Origin of the sequence: Hungatella sp. SL.1.14 (assembly GCF_024460495.1) — a bacterium.
Classification (GTDB): domain Bacteria; phylum Bacillota; class Clostridia; order Lachnospirales; family Lachnospiraceae; genus Hungatella; species Hungatella hathewayi.
Genome location: NZ_JANFYJ010000016.1, coordinates 72,733 through 92,661 on the forward strand (window position 1 = coordinate 72,733; position 19,929 = coordinate 92,661).

At 49.1% G+C, this 19,929-nt stretch carries 20 protein-coding genes; 17 read left to right on the forward strand and 3 right to left on the reverse strand.

The window, feature by feature from the left end; all coding sequences use genetic code 11:
- Positions 1-115 precede the first annotated feature (115 nt).
- From NE473_RS17410 to NE473_RS17435, 6 genes are all read left to right on the forward strand, one after another.
- On the forward strand, positions 116-604 hold the full coding sequence (locus NE473_RS17410) for an NADH-quinone oxidoreductase subunit NuoE family protein (RefSeq protein WP_147418928.1): 489 nt from the start codon (positions 116-118) through the stop codon (positions 602-604).
- A 186-nt stretch (positions 605-790) separates the two neighbouring features.
- Positions 791-2,851 (forward strand): DHH family phosphoesterase, encoded by a 2,061-nt coding sequence (locus NE473_RS17415; RefSeq protein WP_006771190.1) that lies wholly within the window; start codon positions 791-793, stop codon positions 2,849-2,851.
- The gene (gene rplI, locus NE473_RS17420; protein WP_022030204.1) at positions 2,851-3,297 is read left to right on the forward strand and encodes a 50S ribosomal protein L9; all 447 of its coding nucleotides are present in this window, start codon (positions 2,851-2,853) and stop codon (positions 3,295-3,297) included. Before NE473_RS17415 ends, rplI begins: the two co-directional genes overlap by 1 nt.
- A 12-nt stretch (positions 3,298-3,309) precedes the next feature.
- Entirely contained in the window at positions 3,310-4,647 is a 1,338-nt protein-coding gene (dnaB, locus tag NE473_RS17425; RefSeq protein ID WP_006771188.1) for a replicative DNA helicase, read from the forward strand.
- 480 nt (positions 4,648-5,127) lie between these two features.
- Entirely contained in the window at positions 5,128-6,006 is an 879-nt protein-coding gene (locus NE473_RS17430; protein WP_242866223.1) for a PD-(D/E)XK nuclease family transposase, read from the forward strand.
- 130 nt (positions 6,007-6,136) lie between these two features.
- Positions 6,137-6,805: a helix-turn-helix domain-containing protein gene (locus NE473_RS17435; protein WP_006771186.1), complete on the forward strand. Its 669-nt coding sequence runs from the start codon at positions 6,137-6,139 to the stop codon at positions 6,803-6,805.
- On the opposite strand, the gene NE473_RS17440 is transcribed toward NE473_RS17435, so the two are convergent.
- The gene (locus tag NE473_RS17440; protein ID WP_006771185.1) at positions 6,802-6,972 is read right to left on the reverse strand and encodes a hypothetical protein; all 171 of its coding nucleotides are present in this window, start codon (positions 6,970-6,972) and stop codon (positions 6,802-6,804) included. The genes NE473_RS17435 and NE473_RS17440 overlap by 4 nt on opposite strands.
- 101 nt (positions 6,973-7,073) lie before the next feature.
- Between NE473_RS17440 and NE473_RS17445 the strand changes: the two genes are divergently transcribed.
- The 9 genes from NE473_RS17445 (at position 7,074) to NE473_RS17485 (ending at position 15,268) form a co-directional block, all read left to right on the forward strand.
- Positions 7,074-7,913 carry a tyrosine-type recombinase/integrase gene (locus NE473_RS17445; RefSeq protein WP_081034990.1) on the forward strand — a complete coding sequence of 280 codons (840 nt, stop codon included), beginning with the start codon at positions 7,074-7,076 and terminating at the stop codon, positions 7,911-7,913.
- 327 nt (positions 7,914-8,240) lie between these two features.
- Positions 8,241-8,450 carry a hypothetical protein gene (locus NE473_RS17450; RefSeq protein WP_055651580.1) on the forward strand — a complete coding sequence of 70 codons (210 nt, stop codon included), beginning with the start codon at positions 8,241-8,243 and terminating at the stop codon, positions 8,448-8,450.
- A gap of 182 nt (positions 8,451-8,632) precedes the next feature.
- Positions 8,633-9,724: an SIS domain-containing protein gene (locus NE473_RS17455; RefSeq protein WP_055651579.1), complete on the forward strand. Its 1,092-nt coding sequence runs from the start codon at positions 8,633-8,635 to the stop codon at positions 9,722-9,724.
- A 55-nt stretch (positions 9,725-9,779) separates the two neighbouring features.
- Positions 9,780-10,199, forward strand: a complete 420-nt coding sequence (locus tag NE473_RS17460; protein ID WP_006771179.1) for a PTS sugar transporter subunit IIA — start codon at positions 9,780-9,782, stop codon at positions 10,197-10,199.
- A gap of 18 nt (positions 10,200-10,217) precedes the next feature.
- Positions 10,218-10,697 (forward strand): PTS sugar transporter subunit IIB, encoded by a 480-nt coding sequence (locus NE473_RS17465; RefSeq protein WP_006771178.1) that lies wholly within the window; start codon positions 10,218-10,220, stop codon positions 10,695-10,697.
- 18 nt (positions 10,698-10,715) lie between these two features.
- Positions 10,716-11,501, forward strand: coding sequence for a PTS mannose/fructose/sorbose/N-acetylgalactosamine transporter subunit IIC (locus NE473_RS17470; RefSeq protein ID WP_006771177.1), 786 nt, complete (start codon positions 10,716-10,718; stop codon positions 11,499-11,501).
- On the forward strand, positions 11,494-12,309 hold the full coding sequence (locus tag NE473_RS17475; protein ID WP_006771176.1) for a PTS system mannose/fructose/sorbose family transporter subunit IID: 816 nt from the start codon (positions 11,494-11,496) through the stop codon (positions 12,307-12,309). Before NE473_RS17470 ends, NE473_RS17475 begins: the two co-directional genes overlap by 8 nt.
- Positions 12,310-12,369: 60 nt before the next feature.
- Positions 12,370-14,286, forward strand: a complete 1,917-nt coding sequence (locus tag NE473_RS17480; protein ID WP_242663925.1) for a BglG family transcription antiterminator — start codon at positions 12,370-12,372, stop codon at positions 14,284-14,286.
- An 85-nt stretch (positions 14,287-14,371) separates the two neighbouring features.
- Positions 14,372-15,268 (forward strand): DMT family transporter, encoded by an 897-nt coding sequence (locus NE473_RS17485; protein WP_022031615.1) that lies wholly within the window; start codon positions 14,372-14,374, stop codon positions 15,266-15,268.
- On the opposite strand, the gene NE473_RS17490 is transcribed toward NE473_RS17485, so the two are convergent.
- The gene (locus NE473_RS17490) at positions 15,265-15,981 is read right to left on the reverse strand and encodes a gamma-glutamyl-gamma-aminobutyrate hydrolase family protein (RefSeq protein ID WP_055651578.1); all 717 of its coding nucleotides are present in this window, start codon (positions 15,979-15,981) and stop codon (positions 15,265-15,267) included. The genes NE473_RS17485 and NE473_RS17490 overlap by 4 nt on opposite strands.
- Positions 15,982-16,164: 183 nt before the next feature.
- On the reverse strand, positions 16,165-17,658 hold the full coding sequence (locus tag NE473_RS17495) for a sulfatase-like hydrolase/transferase (RefSeq protein ID WP_055651577.1): 1,494 nt from the start codon (positions 17,656-17,658) through the stop codon (positions 16,165-16,167).
- Positions 17,659-17,973: 315 nt separating this feature from the next.
- Here NE473_RS17495 and NE473_RS17500 point away from each other — a divergent pair, with 315 nt between their 5' ends.
- Positions 17,974-18,918, forward strand: coding sequence for an ABC transporter permease (locus tag NE473_RS17500; protein WP_022031618.1), 945 nt, complete (start codon positions 17,974-17,976; stop codon positions 18,916-18,918).
- Positions 18,919-18,969: 51 nt separating this feature from the next.
- A complete protein-coding gene (locus NE473_RS17505; RefSeq protein ID WP_055651576.1) occupies positions 18,970-19,899 on the forward strand; it encodes a carbohydrate ABC transporter permease in 930 nt (309 codons plus the stop codon).
- Positions 19,900-19,929 lie beyond the last annotated feature (30 nt).

Consider the following 19,929-nt stretch of genomic DNA (forward strand, 5'->3'; position numbering starts at 1 on the left):
GTAACCTGTCTGCCGGGAATAGACAGGCGGAAACAGGAAAGGATAGAAAGATAGAACGAAATCTGGTATGATAAGAGCGTAATGCCGGACAGGCGGGAAAGGGCTGGTGAATGAAATGGACAGTAATAAATTCAGAATTCAGATGGAGGAAGAAGAAAAGAAGGAGCGTCAGTGGCGGGAAATCGTGGACTACTATAGCAGCCAGAGGGATGCCGGGAGCCAGGAAAATATCGTGGAAATGCTGCGGGAGGTACAGGAACTGTACGGCTATATCCCGTCGGAGAAGACCGGAGCCATGGCTGAGGCAACAGGCGTAAAACAGACGCTTCTCCTTCAGCTGATCAAGCTGTATCCCAGTTTTAAGAAGGCGCCTTACGGTCACTGTATTACGGTCTGCACGGGGGCGCGCTGTGGTGACAAGGGTTCCGCGGAAGTTTTTGAGGCGGTTCTGAAAGCTGTGGAGGCGAGAGAGTCCGGTGCTTTTAAAATCGTGATGAAGGAATGCTTAAAGCAGTGCAAGACCGCTCCGAATCTGATGGTGGACAGTGATTCTTACGGCTGTGTAAAGCCGGATGAGGTCGCCTCAATTTTGAGTAATTATTAATGGATACAGCAGAAAATATGGGGCTGACGCACCGGATTCTTACTGATTGCAGGCAGGAGTCAGGCGGGACAGTCCCTGATTTTTTGCCCCTTTCTCATAGACGAACCAGAGTGGCTATGTTATAATATTAAAATAGCGAAAAAAGAACCCTTTTTCCTGCGGAACCTATATTCTAAGGAGACAGATATGAAAGAAAAAATAAAAGTAAAGGGGCAGCTGAGGGCTTATATGCAGTGGCCGCTGTATTTGTCGGCGATGCTGATTATCACAAATGCGATAATCGGAGCGGTCAGCGTGACAGCCGGGATTATTATGGCTGTGTTTACGCTGCTGTATATCGGGATCGCTCTGTGGATCTATACCTACAGAAAAAAACGGCTTTTAAACGGCCTGGTGGAGTTTTCTGCGGAATATTCCTGGATGCAGAAGCAGCTGCTTACCGACCTGGAGCTCCCTTACGGGATTGCAGATGAGAGCGGACGGGTGTTATGGGGGAATACTGCGCTGGCAGAAGTGCTGGGTGAGGAAAAACCATTTAAAAACACCAGGAAAAACCTGTCATCGATTTTTCCTGAGATCACAAGGGAAATCCTGGATTTGGAAGAAGACTCCGTGATACTCCACTGCACATGTGACGACCGCAAGTACCAGGTCCAGTTGAAGGCCGTTTATATGAAGGATTCCATCGAGGACATAGCAGATGCCATCGGTACGGAGGACGCGGGTCAGAAGCTGATCGCGGTCTATCTGTTTGATGAGACGGAGATTCTTACTTATAAGCAGATGGTCAACGACCAGAAGATGGTGGCCGGCCTCATCTATCTCGATAACTACGACGAGGCGCTGGAGAGCGTGGAGGAGGTACGCCGTTCTCTTTTGACCGCATTGATCGACCGGAAGATCACCAAGTACATCACCGCGATGAACGGTATTGTGAAGAAACTGGAAAAGGATAAGTATTTTATTGCGATTAAGCAGTGTTATATTCAGGAGTTAAAGGATAACCGTTTTTCGATCCTGGAAGATGTGAAGACGGTGAATATCGGCAATGAGATGGCGGTAACCTTAAGTATCGGTCTCGGCATGAACGGGGAGAGCTACAGCCAGAGCTATGACTATGCCCGTATCGCCATCGATATGGCTCTGGGCCGCGGCGGCGACCAGGCCGTGGTGAAGGATGGGGAGCGGATTCAGTATTTTGGCGGCAAGGCGCAGCAGGTGGAGAAGACTACCCGTGTGAAGGCCCGTGTGAAGGCTCATGCTCTCCGGGAACTGATGGAGACGAAGGACCGTCTTCTGATCATGGGGCACCGTCTGACGGATGTGGACTCCTTTGGCGCAGCGGTCGGTATCTACCGGATCGCCACAGCCATGAATAAGAAGGCTAATATTATTATTAATGAAGTGACTTCCTCGGTGAAGCCGATGATGGACCGCTTTACCGGCAACAGTGATTATCCGGACGACATTTTCATGACCGGGGCCAGGGCTGCCGAATTAGTGGACAATAACACCATCCTGGTGGTGGTGGATGTAAACCGCCCCAGCATCACCGATGCACCGGAGCTTCTGAGACTTGTGAAGACCATCGTGGTGCTCGATCATCACCGTCAGAGCAGTGAGATCATTGACAATGCGGTGCTTTCCTATGTAGAGCCGTATGCGTCTTCGGCGTGTGAGATGGTTGCAGAGGTACTGCAGTACATTGCCGACGGAATCCGTATCAAATCGGCGGAGGCCGACGCGATGTATGCCGGTATCGTCATAGACACCAACAATTTTACAAACCAGACGGGTGTCCGCACCTTCGAGGCCGCCGCATTCCTGCGGAGAAACGGCGCCGATGTCGTGCGTGTCCGCAAGCTGTTCCGCGACGATCTTGACGATTACAAGGCCAAGGCGGAGGCGGTCAGGGAGGCGGAGATCTTTGAGGGCTGTTTTGCAATCAGCACATGTCCGTCCGAGGGCATTGAAAGTCCTACGGTCGTTGGGGCCCAGGCGGCGAATGAGCTGCTTGATATAGCCGGAATTAAGGCATCCGTTGTTATGACGTTTTACAACAACACGATTTACTTAAGCGCCCGTTCCATTGACGAGGTGAATGTTCAGGTCATGATGGAGAAGCTGGGAGGCGGAGGCCATCGGACCATTGCGGGAGCGCAGCTGAAGGACATGAGTCTTGAGGAAGCGAGAGACCGTGTGAAGGAAGTTATCAAAGACATGTTAGAGAAGGGAGATATATCATAATGGAAGTAGTATTATTAGAGGATGTAAAAACACTTGGAAAAAAAGGTCAGATTGTCAAGGTGAATGACGGATACGCGAGAAATTTTATTCTCCCGAAAAAACTGGGAATCGAAGCAACTCCGAAGAACTTAAATGATTTAAAGCTTCAGAAGGCAAATGAGGCCAGGCTGGCAGCAGAGCAGCTGGCTGCGGCAAAGGAGCTTGCAGCTCAGCTTGAAAAGTCTTCCATCACGGTTTCCATCAAAGCGGGAGAGGGCGGAAAGGCGTTTGGTTCCGTCTCTTCAAAGGAGATTGCATCAGCGATCGCGAGCCAGCTTTCCCTGGATATCGACAAGAAGAAGCTGGTTCTTCCGGAGCCGCTTAAGACGTTTGGAGTACATGAGGTCCCGATCAAGCTTCACAAGGAAGTAACCGGGAAGCTTGCAGTCAAGGTAGTAGAGAGCTAGGAGGCTTAAGACATGGATGATGCCCTGATCAAACGGGTACTTCCTCACAGTGTGGAGGCGGAGCAGTCGGTAATCGGTTCCATGCTGATGGACAGGGAAGCAATTATATCGGCTTCCGAGATCATAACGGCAGATGATTTCTACCAGCACCAGTATGGTGTGATGTTTGAATCCATGGTAGAGCTTTTCAATGAGAACAGGCCGGTGGATTTAATTACGCTCCAGAACCGGTTAAAGGAAAAGGATGTCCCGCCCGAGGTCAGCAGTCTCGACTTCGTGCGGGACATCATCACGACAGTTCCCACATCGGCCAATGTAAAATCATATGCAAACATTGTGCGGGAGAAAGCCGTTTTACGGAGACTGATCAAGATCAACGAGGACATAGCCAACACGTGTTACGTAGGAAAAGAGCCGCTGGAAACGATCCTGGCCACGACAGAGAAGACGGTATTCGACTTACTGCAGAGCCGGAATTCCGGCGATTTCGTCCCCATCCGGCAGGTAGCGATGAACGTTCTGGAAAAGATCGAAGAGGCCTCCAAAAACCAGGGAACGGTAACGGGAATCCCGACCGGCTTTATCGATCTGGATTACAAGACGTCGGGTTTACAGCCCTCCGACTTTGTTCTGATCGCCGCCCGTCCTTCCATGGGAAAGACGGCGTTCGTATTGAATCTGGTCGATCATATTGCAGTAAAAAAAGGGCTGCCGTGTATGGTATTCAGTCTGGAGATGTCGAAGGAGCAGTTAGTAAACCGTATGCTGGCGATGGAGTCCAACGTAGACTCACAAAAGCTGCGAACCGGAACGCTGTCCGACTCCGACTGGGATGCGGTTGTAGAAGGAATCGGAGTCATAGGCAATTCAAAGCTGATCATAGATGACACGCCGGGTATCTCGATTATGGAGCTGCGGTCAAAGTGCCGTAAGATGAAATTAGAGTATGGATTAAGTGTAGTAATCATTGACTACTTACAGTTAATGAGCGGAAGCGGAAAAGGCGGCGGAGACAACCGTCAGCAGGAGATCTCAGAGATCTCGAGATCCTTAAAAGCGCTGGCGAGGGAGTTAAGTGCGCCGGTAATCGCGTTATCGCAGTTAAGCCGAGCGTGTGAGACGAGGCAGGATCATCGTCCGATGTTGTCAGACTTACGAGAGTCAGGAGCGATTGAGCAGGATGCGGACGTTGTTATGTTCCTGTATCGAGACGATTATTATAATAAAGATACAGATATGCCGAATATAGCTGAGGTCATTATTGCCAAGCAGAGAAACGGTCCCATAGGAACCGTCAATCTGGTATGGAGACCAGAGTTTACGAAGTTCGCAAACATGGCCAAGCAATGAGCAGGATAGAAAAAGAGGTATGGCCCGCGCGGAAAACAAGCTCGCACCATGAGTTTGTTTTCCGCGCGGGCCATACCTCTTTTTCTATGGGGCGAACGCCCCCCAGGAATACGAAGCAGGAAGGTTCTCCAACATGATCGGATCAGATACAGCTTTCGTAGAACCTTCCTGCTTCGTATTCCTGGCTCCTGCGGGCTAGAATCCCCTCCATCCCACCCACGCGCCGACGGGCGCCCCGCCCCGTCCAGCCCGTCCATTCTTATCCCACCTCCCTTAATCTCCTTCTCTCCCCCATTGCAATTCCCCCCACCCCATGCTACAATAGAATCATATCAAATCATACCACCTCACCCAGTAATTTCTAATTCATCAATCTAACCACCCACCCACTCGTATCTTGCTACAAATATCCCATTTAAAAACCATGCAGGATATGAGCACCACTGTTCCTGCATAATGAAAACGAAAGAGAGGAAACTTATGCAGGAGAACAAAATATACAAAGAAAGTAAACTGGACAACTACGAAGAAAAGCGAAAAAAGGTTAGTTTCTTTCATCTGACCAGTGATATATTTTTCAGTAAAGTAATGGAAGATCTTCAATCCTGTCAGGAGGTAACACAAATTCTGACAGAACAAAAGTTAACAGTAAAAAAAGTTAAAACCCAATATTCCATACGAAACATGGAGAATCGTTCCGTCATCCTTGATGTGCTGGCAGAAGATGAGTCCGGGCGAATTGTCAATATTGAAATGCACCCTAAGGAAGATGAAGATCACGTCCGCCGTGTCCGTTATCATTTAAGCAGCATTGATATGAGTTTCTTAGAAAAAGGGACGAGTTATGACACCATACCTGAAGTCTATTTAATCTATATCACAGAACGGGATTTTATCGGGGAAAACAGAGGTATTAATGAAGTAGAACGCATCGTAAAAAGAAGCGGAAAAAGAATCGACAACGGAGTTCACGAATTGTATGTGAATTTTTCCGGAAAGACCGACAGCGCGGAGCAGCAAGAACTGCTGTCCTATATGGTGAATTCAGACAGCAACTACAAAACAGATACATTTCCCAATCTGGTAAAGCGAGTAAAACTTTTCAAAGAAAAGAAGGAGGGAATCAATATTATGTGTGATATTATTGACCGGGAGAGGGCGGAAGGAAAAGCGGAAGGCAAAGCCGAAGTAATTGCACTAATCCGCAGGAAATATCAAAAGCAAAACACTCCGGAGCAGGCCGCCGAAGCGCTGGAACTGGAAATTGACTATGTAAGAAAGGTTATGAATATGATTGCAGCAGATGAAGACCAGTCAAATGAAGCCATTGCCCTGCAGCTTCTCCGGGAAGAAATGTAGTATGCAGCAGAGAAAGATTATGAAGCTCTTCAAAAATATTTTTCAGAATGAATCATAATCCTTCTCCTCTCCGCATAAGATATAAATAGTAAGTTATGAAACTATACGAACCAAAGGAGAGGATATAGCTATGGCTGAGATACATTACTTAATATCGGACGCATCTAAAAAGGTGGATGTAGAGTCCCACGTACTTCGCTACTGGGAGGACGAGCTTGAGCTTGCGATTCCAAGAAATGAGATGGGACACCGGTATTACACCGAAGCACACATCCGTTTATTCCAGCAGATCAAGGAACTGAAGGAAAAAGGATACCAGTTAAAAGCCATCAAAACAGCGCTTGATAAAATCATGGAAGACGGAAAAGATCCGGTGATACCGGACGAGCTTCTGGAGGAATCAGTGACACGGGCCTTAAAAGAGAGTGCGGTGGTCACGGACAGCGGAGACGGAGAGACGGGACTTGCTGAAGTACAGAACACGGCGCAGGTAATGATCGCACAGGAGAAAATGGAGCAGTTCCAGGAAATTATGAACCATATCATTGGACGAGCCCTGGAGGTCAACAATGAACAGCTGAGCCAGGACGTCAGCAGTATTGTTAATGACAAGGTCGTAAAAGAACTGGAATATTTGATGCGGGTGAAGGATGAAAAGGAAGAAGAGCGGTTCAAACAGCTGGACGAGCTTCTCCGGTCGTATCAGAAAGATAACAAAGGGCGTGCCGAGGCTGCAGCCTCGAAGATCCCGTTTTTTAACCGTAAGAAGAAATTCGGGAGAAACGGAAAGAAGCTTTAAAGCAGCAGAAATCCCAGGATAAAACCGTAAAGAACCGTAACGAACAGAATGATAAAGCTTGTGATAAGGAAGATACAGAGATGAAAAATAAAATAACTGCAATAAGCGTATGAAAGCGGTGTGACTTCAATGGTCAGGCCGCTTTTTTGCGGCCTTGCAAATGACATCAAAAAACTTCCGTTCTCCGATCAATAACCATGCTTTTGAAAATGAATCCCCCCAATGCTGGTTATAATATTAAAAAAGAGAAAGGACGGTCTATGCAGACATGATGACGGATACGGAAATCCAATTGGAAAAATTTAAACAGTTCCTGATCGATGAGGAACGTGCAGCGGCTACCATTGAAAAATACAGGAGAGATGTACAGGCGTTTTTCACCTGGCTGCCGGAGAAAACCGAGGTATCAAAGGAGATGGTTCTTGAATATAAGAGAAAACTGGCGGCACAGTATAAATCAACCAGTGCGAACAGCATGCTGGTGGCATTAAACCGTTTTTTCGGCTTCTGCGGAAGGCGCGATCTCCAGGTCAGGCTGTTAAAGGTCCAGCGTGTCTCATTTCGGGAACGAAGCAGGGAGATGAGTGTGGAGGAATATAAGCGGCTGGTCCGGGCGGCCAGAGAGAAGAAGGACGAGAGGCTCAGCCTGTTGATTCAGACTCTTTGCAGTACCGGAATTCGGGTCAGCGAACACCGCTGTATTACCGTAGAGGCACTTCGCAGCGGAAGTATCTGTATTGACGGTAAGGGAAAAGAACGGGCGGTCTTTCTGCCGAAAAAACTGCAGAAGCAGCTGAAACATTACTGTAAGGAGAGAAAAATAACGACAGGCCCCGTTTTTATCACAAAGAGCGGAAAGCCGCTGAACCGATGCAATATCTGGGCTGAGATGAAGGCGCTGTGCAAAAATGCCGGAATTGAACCGCAGAAAGTGTTTCCCCATAATCTGCGCCATCTGTTTGCGCTGACGTATTACAGGCTTGAAAAAGATATCGTCAGGCTTGCGGATATTCTGGGGCATGCCAATATTGAGACAACCAGGATTTATACCTCCACGACAGAAGAAGAATGTCTCCGTTCCCTGTCCCGGATGAAGCTGCTCCTGTAACGCGCAAAAAAATATCACATAATCGATATTATGTGATAACAGGCATACCTGACAGGCTGCTACATAATCCATTATGAACCAAAAGAACGCGTTTTGCAATAACAAGTTGTATGGAAGCTTCCATATTAAAACACAAAAATGAATCCGGATCCAATGGAATTGTTTGACGACCCAGACTCTCTCTGTTTTGGTGTGCTTTTTTATATTATGATTGGGTTATGAGCCATATATCAGTCCGGTCCATCTGCAGGCGGCCAGATTCCTTATCACATAATATCGATTATGTAACACGATGGACGAGAAATACGTCAGATAAGGAGGGGGAATTTGCTTCATATAGTAATAGAGGTAAACGGAATGCCGCCGCAGCCGGATCAGCAGCCTCCAGATCCGCAGCAGGCGAATCTGCAGCAGAATATCGACTTTATGAATTACAGCAGAAGTATTTACGAAATCCGCCAGACGCTTCTGAAAAAGCAGGAAAAAGAGCATAATATGCTTGAGTACAACGGGAAAGAGATAGAAAAACACAGATGATTTTTAGCTGCCGGACGTTCAGTCCGGCAGTATTTATTCCTGTAATTTTATTCTCGGATCATTTCCCGGTCTGTCATTAAATTTTATCAATACCTGTTTTTGCACTTTGTATAGTGCAAAAATACAATTTGAATACTTTTATCTAAAAGACTATACTGTGATTTGTCAGGGAGGTGCAGAATATGACAACCGTATTAGATTGTATTGAAAGGATTCCTAAAAGTCTGAAAGGAATCAGAGACAGTTATCCGGAGCGCACGAAGAATATTGCGGATTATCTGTCAGGGAGAGGAATAAAGAAAGTTGGACGGCTTGTTTTTATTGCCAGCGGTTCTTCTTACAACAGCGCCCATACGGCGAAGCTGTTTATTAAAAATCAGTGCGGGATCGAGACGGAATTTAAGTATCCCAATATTTTCGTTCATTATGAAGCCGATACGGAACTGAGCCGTGAGGCAAAGGATCTGGATTCGACGGTATATGTGGTGATTTCCCAGGGAGGAGAGACCAGGCTTGTTTATCAGGCTCTGGAGAAGATCCGGAATGCAGGCAGACCCTGTATGGCGATCACTGCAGATGAGGAGGCTTCCATTGCAAAGATGGCGGATATCCACCTGGACATGGGATGCGGGCAGGAAGAATTCATGTACCGTACCATCGGGTTTTCCACATCGGCGGCCGTCTGTATGATGCTGGGACTTGCCGCAGGTGTCTATAACGGAACGGTTACAGCCAAAGAGGAGGCAGAATATCAAAGAGATTTTGACGCCATGATTCAGAATCTTCCCGCCGTGGAAGCGGCAACGGAGAGCTGGTATCAGGCTCACAAATTTTCACTGTTAAGAAGAAGCAAAATGATGATGGCCGGAACCGGAGATCTGTATCCAATCGTAAATGAAGGGGATATTAAGATTATGGAGATGGTTCCCATGATGACCAGGAGCTTTGAGCTGGAAGAATTTATTCACGGCCCTCAGAACTCTTTTGACGATGCTACACTCTTCCTTATTTTACATCACAAGGGAGAGGATGATGAGAAGGCGAAGGCGATTGCCCGCTTCATCAAGGAACAGATCGGCTTCTGTGCCCTGGTAGGCGAGGAACCGCTGGAGGAGCGGGATCTGTTCATCAGTCCGGCCAGCCGTTACTTCTTCGGACTGGAATACGTGACCGTGTTCCAGGTTCTGGCATACCGAATGGCGGATGACCGCGGAAGAGATTTACACAGAGGCGTCAACGCGGTAGTCAGCAAGTACATCACAAAAACATTGTAAAACAGAGTGAAAAATGGTAAAAACATAACGGCAGAGCAGTAAAGGAGGAAATAAAATGAAACGAATGCTCATCGCGGCCCACGCAAGATTTGCGGATGGCCTGGAAAGCGCGCTGTCCCTGATTATGGGAAAGCGGGAAGACATCACCTGTATTAACGCATTTGTCACGGAAACACCTCTGGAAACACAGATAGACGACTATGCGGCATCTCTTGGAGAGGAAGACCAGGTTCTGGTGATCACGGATGCATTTTTCGGTAGTGTGAACCAGAAAATCATGGGAAAACGGCTGAAAAACAGCCTGATCGTCACCGGGGCCAATCTGCCTCTGGTGCTGGAACTCGTCACTTTGCTGGATGGGGACGCCCCGATCACAGCGGATCAGCTGAAGAACACAGTGGCTCTGGCCAGAGAACAGCTTATGGTTGTGGAAATGGAAGACGCCGTCGATTCCTCAGATGACTTTGATTTCTAAGATAAGGGAGATATCGATATGATAGTAAAATTAAGAATTGATGACAGACTTCTGCACGGCCAGGTAGCTTACAGCTGGAAATCGGCGCTCAGCTATAACGCCATCGTAATCGCCAGCGACGCGGCTGCGGCAGATGAGTTTCGGAAGGGCGTGATCAAGATGTGCTGCCCGGAAGGCGTGAAGCTGGCCACCAGAAGCGTGGAAGAGGCGGCGAAACTGATCAATAACCCGAAACTGAAAGATATGAAGGTATTTGCAATCTGTGGTAGTCCGGCCGATGCCAACGGCCTTTTAAAGAAACTGGAGGAGAAGCCGGTAGTTAATCTGGGAGGCATTCAGATGGCGGACGGTAAGAAGCTGTTTTCCAAGGCCGTCTATGTGGATGAAGAGGACTTAAGGAACTTAGATGAGATCGCGGCCGCGGGCTATACCATCGAGGTTCAGGAAGTGCCATCCACGGCAATGGCAAAGTATGCGGACTTACGTAAGAAATTCTAAAAAGGGGGAAATGAAATTATGCAGGCAGCAATCTTAGTTGGACTCGCAATGGCAGTATTGTGGTTCCTGGAAAAATTAGGCGGTACACCTATGGTGATCCGGCCGATCGTGGTGTCGCCGGTGATCGGCGCACTGCTGGGAGATTTACAGACCGGTGTCATGGTCGGGGCCACTCTGGAACTGGTATTTATGGGCGCGATTCAGATCGGAGCCGCGGTTCCGCCGGACGTACTGGTCGGCGCAGGACTCGGTACGGCGTTTGCAATCCAGTCCGGACAGGGCGCCGATATTGCTCTGGCACTGGCGCTTCCAATCGCTATTCTGGCTCAGTCATTGAAGGTTATCGTGTTTATTATTCGAAGCTGGTTTATGGATCTTGCCATGAAACTGGCAGAGGCAGGGGACATCAAAAAGATGCACGCCTTAAATATCGGCGGACTTCTGCTTCAGTGCTTTATGTATTTCGTAGTAGGCTTTGTGGCTCTGCTCTTCGGTTCACCGGCGGTTGAGGCATTTGTAAACAATATTCCGCAGGTGATCTTAAACGGTCTCTCTGTAGCGGGCGGACTCCTTCCGGCAGTCGGTTTTGCACTGCTTCTGCTTCCGATGATGGAGAAACGCAATGCGATTTACTTCGTATTTGGATTTATTCTGATTTCCTATTTGAATCTGCCGATCATGGCGGTTACCATCATCGGTGTCGTGCTGGCGTTTGTCATCTGCTATGAAAGAGGCGCGGGAGGAAATGTGACAGCGGCGGCAGCCGTAAGTTCAGAGGAAGAGGAGGATTTGTTTGATGAGTAAGCAAAAAATGTCTGCTGAAGACAAAAAAATGGTCAATGGCCTGTTCTGGAATTCATTCCTGCTGGAGGCCTCCTATAACTACGAAAGACAGCAGGCCCTGGGCTTCTCCGTGGGGATGTGGCCGGCCATCAAGCGTTTCTATAAAACAAAAGAAGGACAGGCGGAAGCCTTAAAACGCCATATGGCGATCTTCAACACCACACCTCATATGGTATCCGTCATCAGCGGCGTTACAGCAGCCATGGAAAAGGAAGCCAGTGAGAACAAGGACTTTGACAAGGATATCATCAATAACGTAAAGGTCGGCCTCATGGGACCGTTAGCCGGAATCGGTGATTCCTTTTTCTGGGGCACACTGAGAATCATCGCCGCGGGCATCGGCTTATCCCTTGCACAGCAGGGAAGCGTTCTGGGTGCGATTCTGTTCTTAATTATTTTCAACGTTCCGCATCTGCTGATCCGTTACTACGGTACCGTGCTGGGCTATCAGTTCGGCGCGGGCTTAATGAGCAACACGAAGAGCGCAGGCATCTTAAAGATGATTTCCAAGGGCGCGTCAATCGTCGGTCTTATGGTAATCGGCGCCATGAGTGCCTCCATGGTTGCGATGAAGACTCCGCTTACCTTTACCATCGGGGAGACGGCATTTGAACTGCAGGGATACTTAGATCAGATTTTCCCGCTCCTGCTTCCGCTTTTGTACACCCTGGCGATGTTTGGCCTCTTGAAAAAAGGCTGCAAATCAACTACAATCTTATTAATTACTATTGCAGTAGGTGTGATCGGTTCTCTTCTTCACATCCTTTAATCCTGGCAGGTTTGGAAAGGTCAGAAATTCATGGTTGAGGCAAGAACCAGATATGTTATCATGATAAAAACAATGTTAGGCAGGAAAACGTACGTGACCTCGGCTGCTCTCGCAGAAGCAGCCGGGGTTTCTGTGCGCACGGTAAAGTATGACTTAAAGGAGCTTCAGAGCTTCTTAAAGGAGTATGGCGTGGAGATCGAATCAAAACGATCTTACGGCTACCGCCTGCTGGTGGGAGACGGCTCCGACATGGAGGGGCTGTCGAAGGCGCTTCGGGCCAATCTGCGGAAACATAAGGGAGAGGTGTTCCGCTATAATTTTCAGAGGGTGATCTATATCATCAACAAGCTGCTGATCGGAAAGCCGTACTATAAGGCGGAGGAGCTGATGGATACGTTTTACATCAGCCGTTCGACGCTCACCCAGGACTTAAACCGCGCCCGGACCCTTCTTGCAAAGTTCCGCCTGGAAATTGACGTGAACCTGCGCCGGGGAATCGGCGTCACCGGTGATGAGCTGGATAAGCGCCTCTGTATAGCAGAATACTTCTTCCGGTACGATGATAAGCTGCAGGTTATGGTGCAGAGGCGGGCTGACGGCGGGAAGTATGACTGGGATGCCCAGAGGGACACTCTTGTCCGTATCGTCTGGGAGGCATGCCGTGCCAATAAAATCCGGCTGTCGCCGTTTCTGGCCGTGGATCTGGCCAGTCACATGTATGTCAGTGTGCTGCGCATGAAGGCAGGCTGCGGCATCGGGGAGCTGCCGGGCCATACCATGACAGTGGAATATGTGAGGGAGCGGTACGCGGCAGGGGAGGTCGCGGATCAGCTGGAAAAACTCTATTCCGTATCGATTTCTGAGAAAGAGCGGGAGTATTTTGCCCTCCATATACTGAGTAAGAAAATGCCGGACAGCGGGCCTGTGGGCTCCGGAGAGCACGCCACGTTAAAGCAGTGTGTGACGGAAATCATGCGGGAGGTAAAGGATAACTTTGAACTGGATTTTACCAATGATCCCGTGTTTCTCGATTTTTTATATTCCAGCATTGAACCTATGGTCTTAAGGCTCAGAACGCATCTGATCGTCAGAAATCCGCTTCTGTTTGAGAATCTGCGCCGTTATTTATTTGCCACCAAGGTGGCCCACTCGGCCAGCGGAATCATAGAAAAGCTGTTTGGCGTTCAGATGGACAATAATGAGTTTGCCTATCTGGTGCCTGCATTCAACATGATCATCAGTACCCATGAGAAGCGGAAGAAGTTTAAGATCGGATTCTGCGGTGACTTGGGGCTCTCGGAGGCTCTGATCTACTATAATGAGCTTTCGGAGAGTCTTCCCAGGGATGGCTATGAACTGGTGTGGCTGGACAGATACCACAATACCGGTTATTTAAACCAGCTCCAGTATCTGATCTACGTCAGTGACTACCGTCTTCCGTCAGAGCTGCCGTATTATGAGATACAGGACGGGGATTCCACCAGTGAGGTCTGCAGTGCAATTGCGGAATATAAGCTGGAGCAGGTACAGATAGAACAGTATTTAAAGCCGGAATTCGGCATATTCGGTCTGGAGGGGAAAAGCCGGGAAGAGGTCATGGAGAACTTATACCGCTGTCTGGCCGCCCGCGGCCTGATTGCCACGGAGCTGGACTGGAAAAATGCATTCCGGGCCAATGAGGTGGGCAATGGGATCGCCCATATTCAGGACCTGGGAAGGATTCTTAAGAATGCCGGCTGTTACGTCTGCATCTTAAAAACACCTATCCTGTGGGAGCAGGATATCATAAAAGTACTGGTGATGATCAAGACAAAGCGGGATGGAGACAAGAATTTGTCCCTGCTCTGCCGCATCGTCTCCAATTGGGCTTCATCGCCGGAAAAGGTGGAACATTTTCTGAAATCGCAGAGCTATGATGTGTTCTGCGGGGATATTAAGTCGGAATGCCTGAACATATGCTTCCATTCCATCATCTGATGAAGCCGGGCTGCGGATCCGTGTGGTGCAGATACGGGGACGGATGCAGCTGCAACATATAATATCTATGAAAAGAGTGATTGTTATGAAGGAATTAACACAAGCAAATCAGACTTATAAAGGAATCATATTCACGGCCGTATCAGCCGTCATATTTGGATTTACCCCTGTTCTGGCAAGGATTTCCTACGACGGCGGAGCGAACGGGATCACGATGACATTCCTGCGCTGTTTCCTGTCCCTGCCCGTACTGTTCCTGATCCTGAAGATAAAAGGGATTCCGCTCAGGGTGGAAAAGGCGTGGAGAATGCCTGTGTCCGTATGCGGCGTGTTCGGGGCTTTTGCAACTACGGTGACGCTTTATATGTCCTATTCATACATACCTGTGGGAATGGCGACTACGCTCCATTTCGTGTATCCTGTGCTGGTGACTGTGGGCTGCGTCCTGATTTTTAAGGAAGGGATCACGGTAAAAAAGGTGCTGGCTCTGCTCTGCGGAGCCGCCGGCACCCTGTTGTTTCTGGAAAATTTTTCTGCGGGCTCGGGAAGCGGCGCAGGAATCTTTCTGGCACTTCTGTCCGGCCTGTTCTACAGTGTTCATATGATTGTCATGGATAAATCCGGGATCAAGAACATGTACTACTTTAAGCTGTCCTTCTATCTCTGCCTGTTCGGCGCTGTCCTGTCGGGAATCTATGGAGGAGTGACAGGACAGCTGACGCTCCATCTGACCGGCCAGGCCTGGTTCTTCGCCTTTCTGGTGTCCCTCTGTACCTCTGTGGGCGCGATCAGCTTATTCCAGCTGGGAATCCGGTATACGGGTGCCGTGGCGGCAGCGATCCTCTCTACCCTGGAGCCGATCACAAGTGTGATTCTGGGCGTCCTGGTTTTAGGAGAGCTGTTTACCACGAGAAAGATCGCAGGCTGTGTCTGCATTCTGTTCAGCGTGGTGCTGATTGCGGCAGCGGGAAAGAAGCGCTAGCGTGCGCCGGCGGCCTTTGCAAACGCGGCGAAGAGCCTGGAAGCGGCTTCATTCTTCTCCCATAAGTATTCCGGATGCCACTGGACGCCGATGAAAAACGGATAATCCGGCATTTCCACCGCCTCGACCAGGCGGTCGGAGGAGAAGGCCGAGGCGGTGAGGCTGGGAGCCACGTCCTTTACGGCCTGGTGATGCATACTGTTGACCGAAAGCGTCTCCGCCCCCGTGATCTCTGCCAGCCGGCTGCCCGGTTTGACTGTCACGGTGTGGGACGGAAGCGTGTAGGCGAACGGCTGTGTATGCGCCAGCGGGAAGTCGCTGGTTACCTGGCTGGGAATATCCTGCCAGATGGTACCGCCCAGACCGATATTTAGCAGCTGTACGCCGCGGCAGATACCGAGGATGGGCTTGCCTGTCTCCATAACCAGGGGAAGGAGCGCAAGCTCCATCTGATCCCTTTCCGCGGAAACACTGCCGCAGTGATCCAGCGTCTCTTCCCCGAAGAGGAAGGGGTGGACATCCGGGCCTCCGGTAAAGAGAAACCCGTCTAACGTGTCCACAAGCTGCTTTAAATCTTCCTCAGACGAGGTCAGCGGAAGTACCACGGGAATGGCGCCGGCGGCTGTGACCGCCTTGATGTAGGTGGGGCGCATCTGAATGTCATGATTATCCGTGTTGTGTGAGGGAGTAAGCCCGATCAGTGGTTTTTTCATGGAGATACCTCGATTCATCTGATTTTGTTTTTATCAATATTCTTATCTGCCCGCGGTTCTTTGACGGAACCGCGTTCTTCTTACTTATTCTATTGGTACTCCTTAGATTTTAGTATCTGCATGCGAAAATGTCAAACAGAGAGTGGTGCTAAAATATCGATAAGATACGGTCACATCGCTTGCTTAATGAAACGTATCTACCGTATAATCATGGTAATGAAATCCCAGCCATCGTCCGGGCATGTCTCCGGGAAAACGGGGAGCGGGGATGGAGATAAAAGCATCGGAAGTGTCCGTGCCGCTGTCAGGCCTTAACACCTGGGGAGCGGTTTTCTTTACGTGGCTGATTAATAAGGTCCACAGCCGTTCCCTGCATTTTGCGTATTCCGGATCATCCGCCAGATTATGGCGTTCCATGGGATCCGTCTCCAGATCAAACAGCAGCAGGCTGCTGCCGATTCTCGTGTAAATCAGTTTTTTCCGGTTTTCCATCACACAGAAATTTGTATGAAGGCTGTCCCCGTAGAAAATTCTTTCATCCTGTCTTTTTCCACCGATCCAATTCAACAGGTTTTCTCCGCGTTTCTCCTCTGGAGATGGGAGTCCCGCCATGGCCAGTACAGTGGGAAATACGTCTGCCAGTGTGATCACACGGTCGATCCGGTTGTTATGGGGAATCCCGCGTCCGGCCGGAGGGACGATGATGAACGGCACGTGGGCGGAGCCCTCGAAAAACAGATTCTTTTGGGACATGTAATGGTCTCCCAGCATTTCTCCGTGATCCGAGGTAAATAAAATCCAGGTATTTTCCAAAAGGCCGTTTTCCCTTAACGCGCCGAACAGGCGGCCCAGCTGGTAATCCACCTGTGTGATGCAAGCGTAGTATGCCCTGCGGCTGGCGGCGATCTGTTCGGGGCCGAAGAGATGCATATCCGTATTTTCATAAGAACCGGCCAGGAATCCCTGGGGAGTGCCTTCCAGAGTCCGGGACCAGTCACCGTATACCGGTTCCGGCATGGGAATCTGCCGGTACAGTTCCCAGAAATCCCGGCAGGGATCGAAAGGCGGATGGGGCTTTGTAAAGCTGGTCCACAGGAAGAACGGGCGCAGGGGATCTCTGGTCTCGATGAAATCGATAGCCTCATCCCCAATCCAGGTGGTCATGCTGTCCCTGACATCGACGGTGGAAATCACGGGCTCCATGAGACATTCGCCGACACCGTGGACTTTGGGACGTATGCGGTCGCCCCTTTTGTCGCAGGAGCGCATGTAGTCTAAGGGCAGGGACATCTGCTCGAAGCCGTAGCAGGCCCTGGCCGGTTCAAAGTGCATCTTTCCTTTTGCACACGTCTGATATCCGGCATCGGTCAGCACAGCCGGGAGCGTCAGCCGTCCTGCTGTCTGCGCTTCCATAAAAGCCCGGTGATCCGCGTTGGATACGACGCCGCTTTCGTATCCGTCAATTCCTGTCATGATGGTGGTCCTGGAGGGCACGCAGATGGGGCAGGAGGCGTAACAGCTGGTAAAGCTGGTTCCCATGGCAGCCATATAATTTATATGCGGCGTAAAAATACTCTGGTTCCCCCAGGCGTTTATGGTATCGAAACGCTGCTGGTCCGTGGTGATCAGCAGAATATTGTCCCGTGCGTCTGACTGCATTTGTCTTCGTTCATCCATTATTCTTTCTTCCTCTCTTTCGGTGCTGCGTTCGTTTTATCTCTGTGTTCAGTATAAAAAATACAGAGGGGATTGTCTATCTCAGAAACGTTAGATATACCGGTAAAAAGATGAGATGAAAAATCACGGAGGGGATGGAAATAATAAAAAATATATGTACAATATGCACAAAAGTGAGATCCAAAAATTTCAATAATACCTAAGATTTACAGGATACTATATAAGAAATCATAGATAGAAAAGTAAAAATGCATAGATTATAATGTTTTTTAGATATGACAAAGAACAATGAAAAAGAAAAAGGAGGCATATTTTATGGCAGATATGAAAAAGAGGCCGGGGAAAAAGCGGAAGTGGAACAGGGACGATACGGAGTTAACCATACTGGCATTTCCAACCGCAGTCTGGTATATACTGTTCTCGTTTTTGCCCATGTTTGGTATTGTGATTGCATTTAAAAAGTATACCATTAACGGGGGATTTCTGCACAGCATTCTAACCAGCGCCTGGTGCGGGCTGGACAACTTCAAATTCCTGTTTTCATCCGGGGATATCTGGATGATACTCAGAAACACCATTCTCTATAATATCACCTTCATTATCTTAAACATTGTGGTTCCCGTAACCATGGCGCTGTTAATCGGACAGCTTCACAACCAGCGCATGGCGAAGGTATTTCAAACGGCCATGTTTCTGCCGTATTTTCTGTCCTGGGTGGTCGTAACGGCGCTGGTATGGGCGTTTTTAAGCTTTGACAAAGGAATGTTAAATAACCTGATGGAAGGGCTGGGTCAGGACCCCAGACAGTGGTACATGGTTCCGAAGCTGTGGCCTGGCTTTTTGATTTTCATGTATCTCTGGAAGAATCTGGGGTACAGCATGGTCGTGTATCTTGCCACCATTACCGGAATCGATAAAACGTATTATGAGGCGGCCTGCATCGACGGGGCCAGCGTGTGGCAGCAGATGAAATGGGTGACGCTTCCACTGATGCGGACAGTCATTATCATGATGTTTATTATGGCTGTCGGCCGTATTTTCTACTCTGATTTCGGCCTGTTCTATCAGGTGCCCAGAGACTCGAATTCCCTGTATAACGTGACGTATACACTGGATGTATTTGTATACAAACAGCTCATGTCGTCTACCACGGGAATGGCGTCGGCAGCCGCCTTCGTCCAGTCCGTTGCCGGCTGCATCACCATTCTTGCGGCCAATGCGGTTGTGCGAAAGGTTGACCGGGAAAGCGCCATGATTTAGCAGGGAAGACTGTATAACAAGAAGACTCAGCCATGATAAAGGAGGAATACTATGTCAAAAAAACAGAAAGAAGCAGCCGATGTACAGAATTTCAACAGGATATCCAGAAGGGCGAATTTTCTGCTGAATATCATGTTTCTGATTCTGGCCCTGATCTGCGTGATACCGGCGGTGCTGGTGGTGTCGATCTCTTTCTCCGCGGAGCAGTCCATTACCGATTACGGCTACCGCCTGATTCCAAAGATTATATCCCTGGATGGATACGGCTACCTGCTGAAGCAGGGGGCGTTGATCATCAGGGCGCTGGGCGTGTCCCTGTTTGTTACGATTGTGGGAACCGTCCTTGGAACGCTTCTCACCACACTGATGGGTTATGTTTTATCCAGACCGGACTACAAACTGAATGGATTTCTGACCATGCTGGTTTTCATTCCTATGGTATTTAACGGAGGCCTGGTTTCTACATACTTCATCGTATCCCAGTTTCTGCATTTAAAGAATACTTTGTGGGCGCTGATCCTGCCCCTGTCGGTATCTTCCTTTAATGTGGTCATATGCAGGACGTTTTTCAAGACGACCATACCGGAGGAACTGATCGAATCGGCTAAAATGGATGGGGCGACGCAGTTTAAGATATTCTTTCAGATCGTGCTTCCCATCTCCCTGCCGGTTATTGCAACCATTGGACTGTTTCTGTGCTTTGCCTACTGGAACGACTGGTACCAGTCCATGCTGTATATCGACAACCAGCGTCTCTATTCCCTGCAGGCGCTTTTGAATGCCATTATGACCAACATCAACATGCTGGCGCAGAATGCCGCCACCATGGGAGCAAGTATGGCGGATATGGTGGCAAATATGCCGAAGGAAGCGGCCCGCATGGCGATTGTGGTTATCATCGTACTGCCGATCGCATGTGCGTATCCGTTTTTCCAGAAATACTTTATCTCCGGTCTGACGGTGGGAGCCGTCAAAGGGTGATTGCAGCCGGAGGTTTACAACTTGCTTATC

What these genes read in the sequence shown, in the direction of transcription:
- NE473_RS17410 (WP_147418928.1), top strand. Translation starts at nt 116, where the DNA reads ATGGACAGTAATAAATTCAGAATTCAGATGGAGGAAGAAGAAAAGAAG.
- NE473_RS17415 (WP_006771190.1), top strand. Translation starts at nt 791, where the DNA reads ATGAAAGAAAAAATAAAAGTAAAGGGGCAGCTGAGGGCTTATATGCAG.
- rplI (WP_022030204.1), top strand. Translation starts at nt 2,851, where the DNA reads ATGGAAGTAGTATTATTAGAGGATGTAAAAACACTTGGAAAAAAAGGT.
- dnaB (WP_006771188.1), top strand. Translation starts at nt 3,310, where the DNA reads ATGGATGATGCCCTGATCAAACGGGTACTTCCTCACAGTGTGGAGGCG.
- NE473_RS17430 (WP_242866223.1), top strand. Translation starts at nt 5,128, where the DNA reads ATGCAGGAGAACAAAATATACAAAGAAAGTAAACTGGACAACTACGAA.
- NE473_RS17435 (WP_006771186.1), top strand. Translation starts at nt 6,137, where the DNA reads ATGGCTGAGATACATTACTTAATATCGGACGCATCTAAAAAGGTGGAT.
- NE473_RS17440 (WP_006771185.1), bottom strand. Translation starts at nt 6,972, where the DNA reads ATGTCATTTGCAAGGCCGCAAAAAAGCGGCCTGACCATTGAAGTCACA.
- NE473_RS17445 (WP_081034990.1), top strand. Translation starts at nt 7,074, where the DNA reads ATGATGACGGATACGGAAATCCAATTGGAAAAATTTAAACAGTTCCTG.
- NE473_RS17455 (WP_055651579.1), top strand. Translation starts at nt 8,633, where the DNA reads ATGACAACCGTATTAGATTGTATTGAAAGGATTCCTAAAAGTCTGAAA.
- NE473_RS17460 (WP_006771179.1), top strand. Translation starts at nt 9,780, where the DNA reads ATGAAACGAATGCTCATCGCGGCCCACGCAAGATTTGCGGATGGCCTG.
- NE473_RS17465 (WP_006771178.1), top strand. Translation starts at nt 10,218, where the DNA reads ATGATAGTAAAATTAAGAATTGATGACAGACTTCTGCACGGCCAGGTA.
- NE473_RS17470 (WP_006771177.1), top strand. Translation starts at nt 10,716, where the DNA reads ATGCAGGCAGCAATCTTAGTTGGACTCGCAATGGCAGTATTGTGGTTC.
- NE473_RS17475 (WP_006771176.1), top strand. Translation starts at nt 11,494, where the DNA reads ATGAGTAAGCAAAAAATGTCTGCTGAAGACAAAAAAATGGTCAATGGC.
- NE473_RS17480 (WP_242663925.1), top strand. Translation starts at nt 12,370, where the DNA reads ATGATAAAAACAATGTTAGGCAGGAAAACGTACGTGACCTCGGCTGCT.
- NE473_RS17485 (WP_022031615.1), top strand. Translation starts at nt 14,372, where the DNA reads ATGAAGGAATTAACACAAGCAAATCAGACTTATAAAGGAATCATATTC.
- NE473_RS17490 (WP_055651578.1), bottom strand. Translation starts at nt 15,981, where the DNA reads ATGAAAAAACCACTGATCGGGCTTACTCCCTCACACAACACGGATAAT.
- NE473_RS17495 (WP_055651577.1), bottom strand. Translation starts at nt 17,658, where the DNA reads ATGGATGAACGAAGACAAATGCAGTCAGACGCACGGGACAATATTCTG.
- NE473_RS17500 (WP_022031618.1), top strand. Translation starts at nt 17,974, where the DNA reads ATGGCAGATATGAAAAAGAGGCCGGGGAAAAAGCGGAAGTGGAACAGG.
- NE473_RS17505 (WP_055651576.1), top strand. Translation starts at nt 18,970, where the DNA reads ATGTCAAAAAAACAGAAAGAAGCAGCCGATGTACAGAATTTCAACAGG.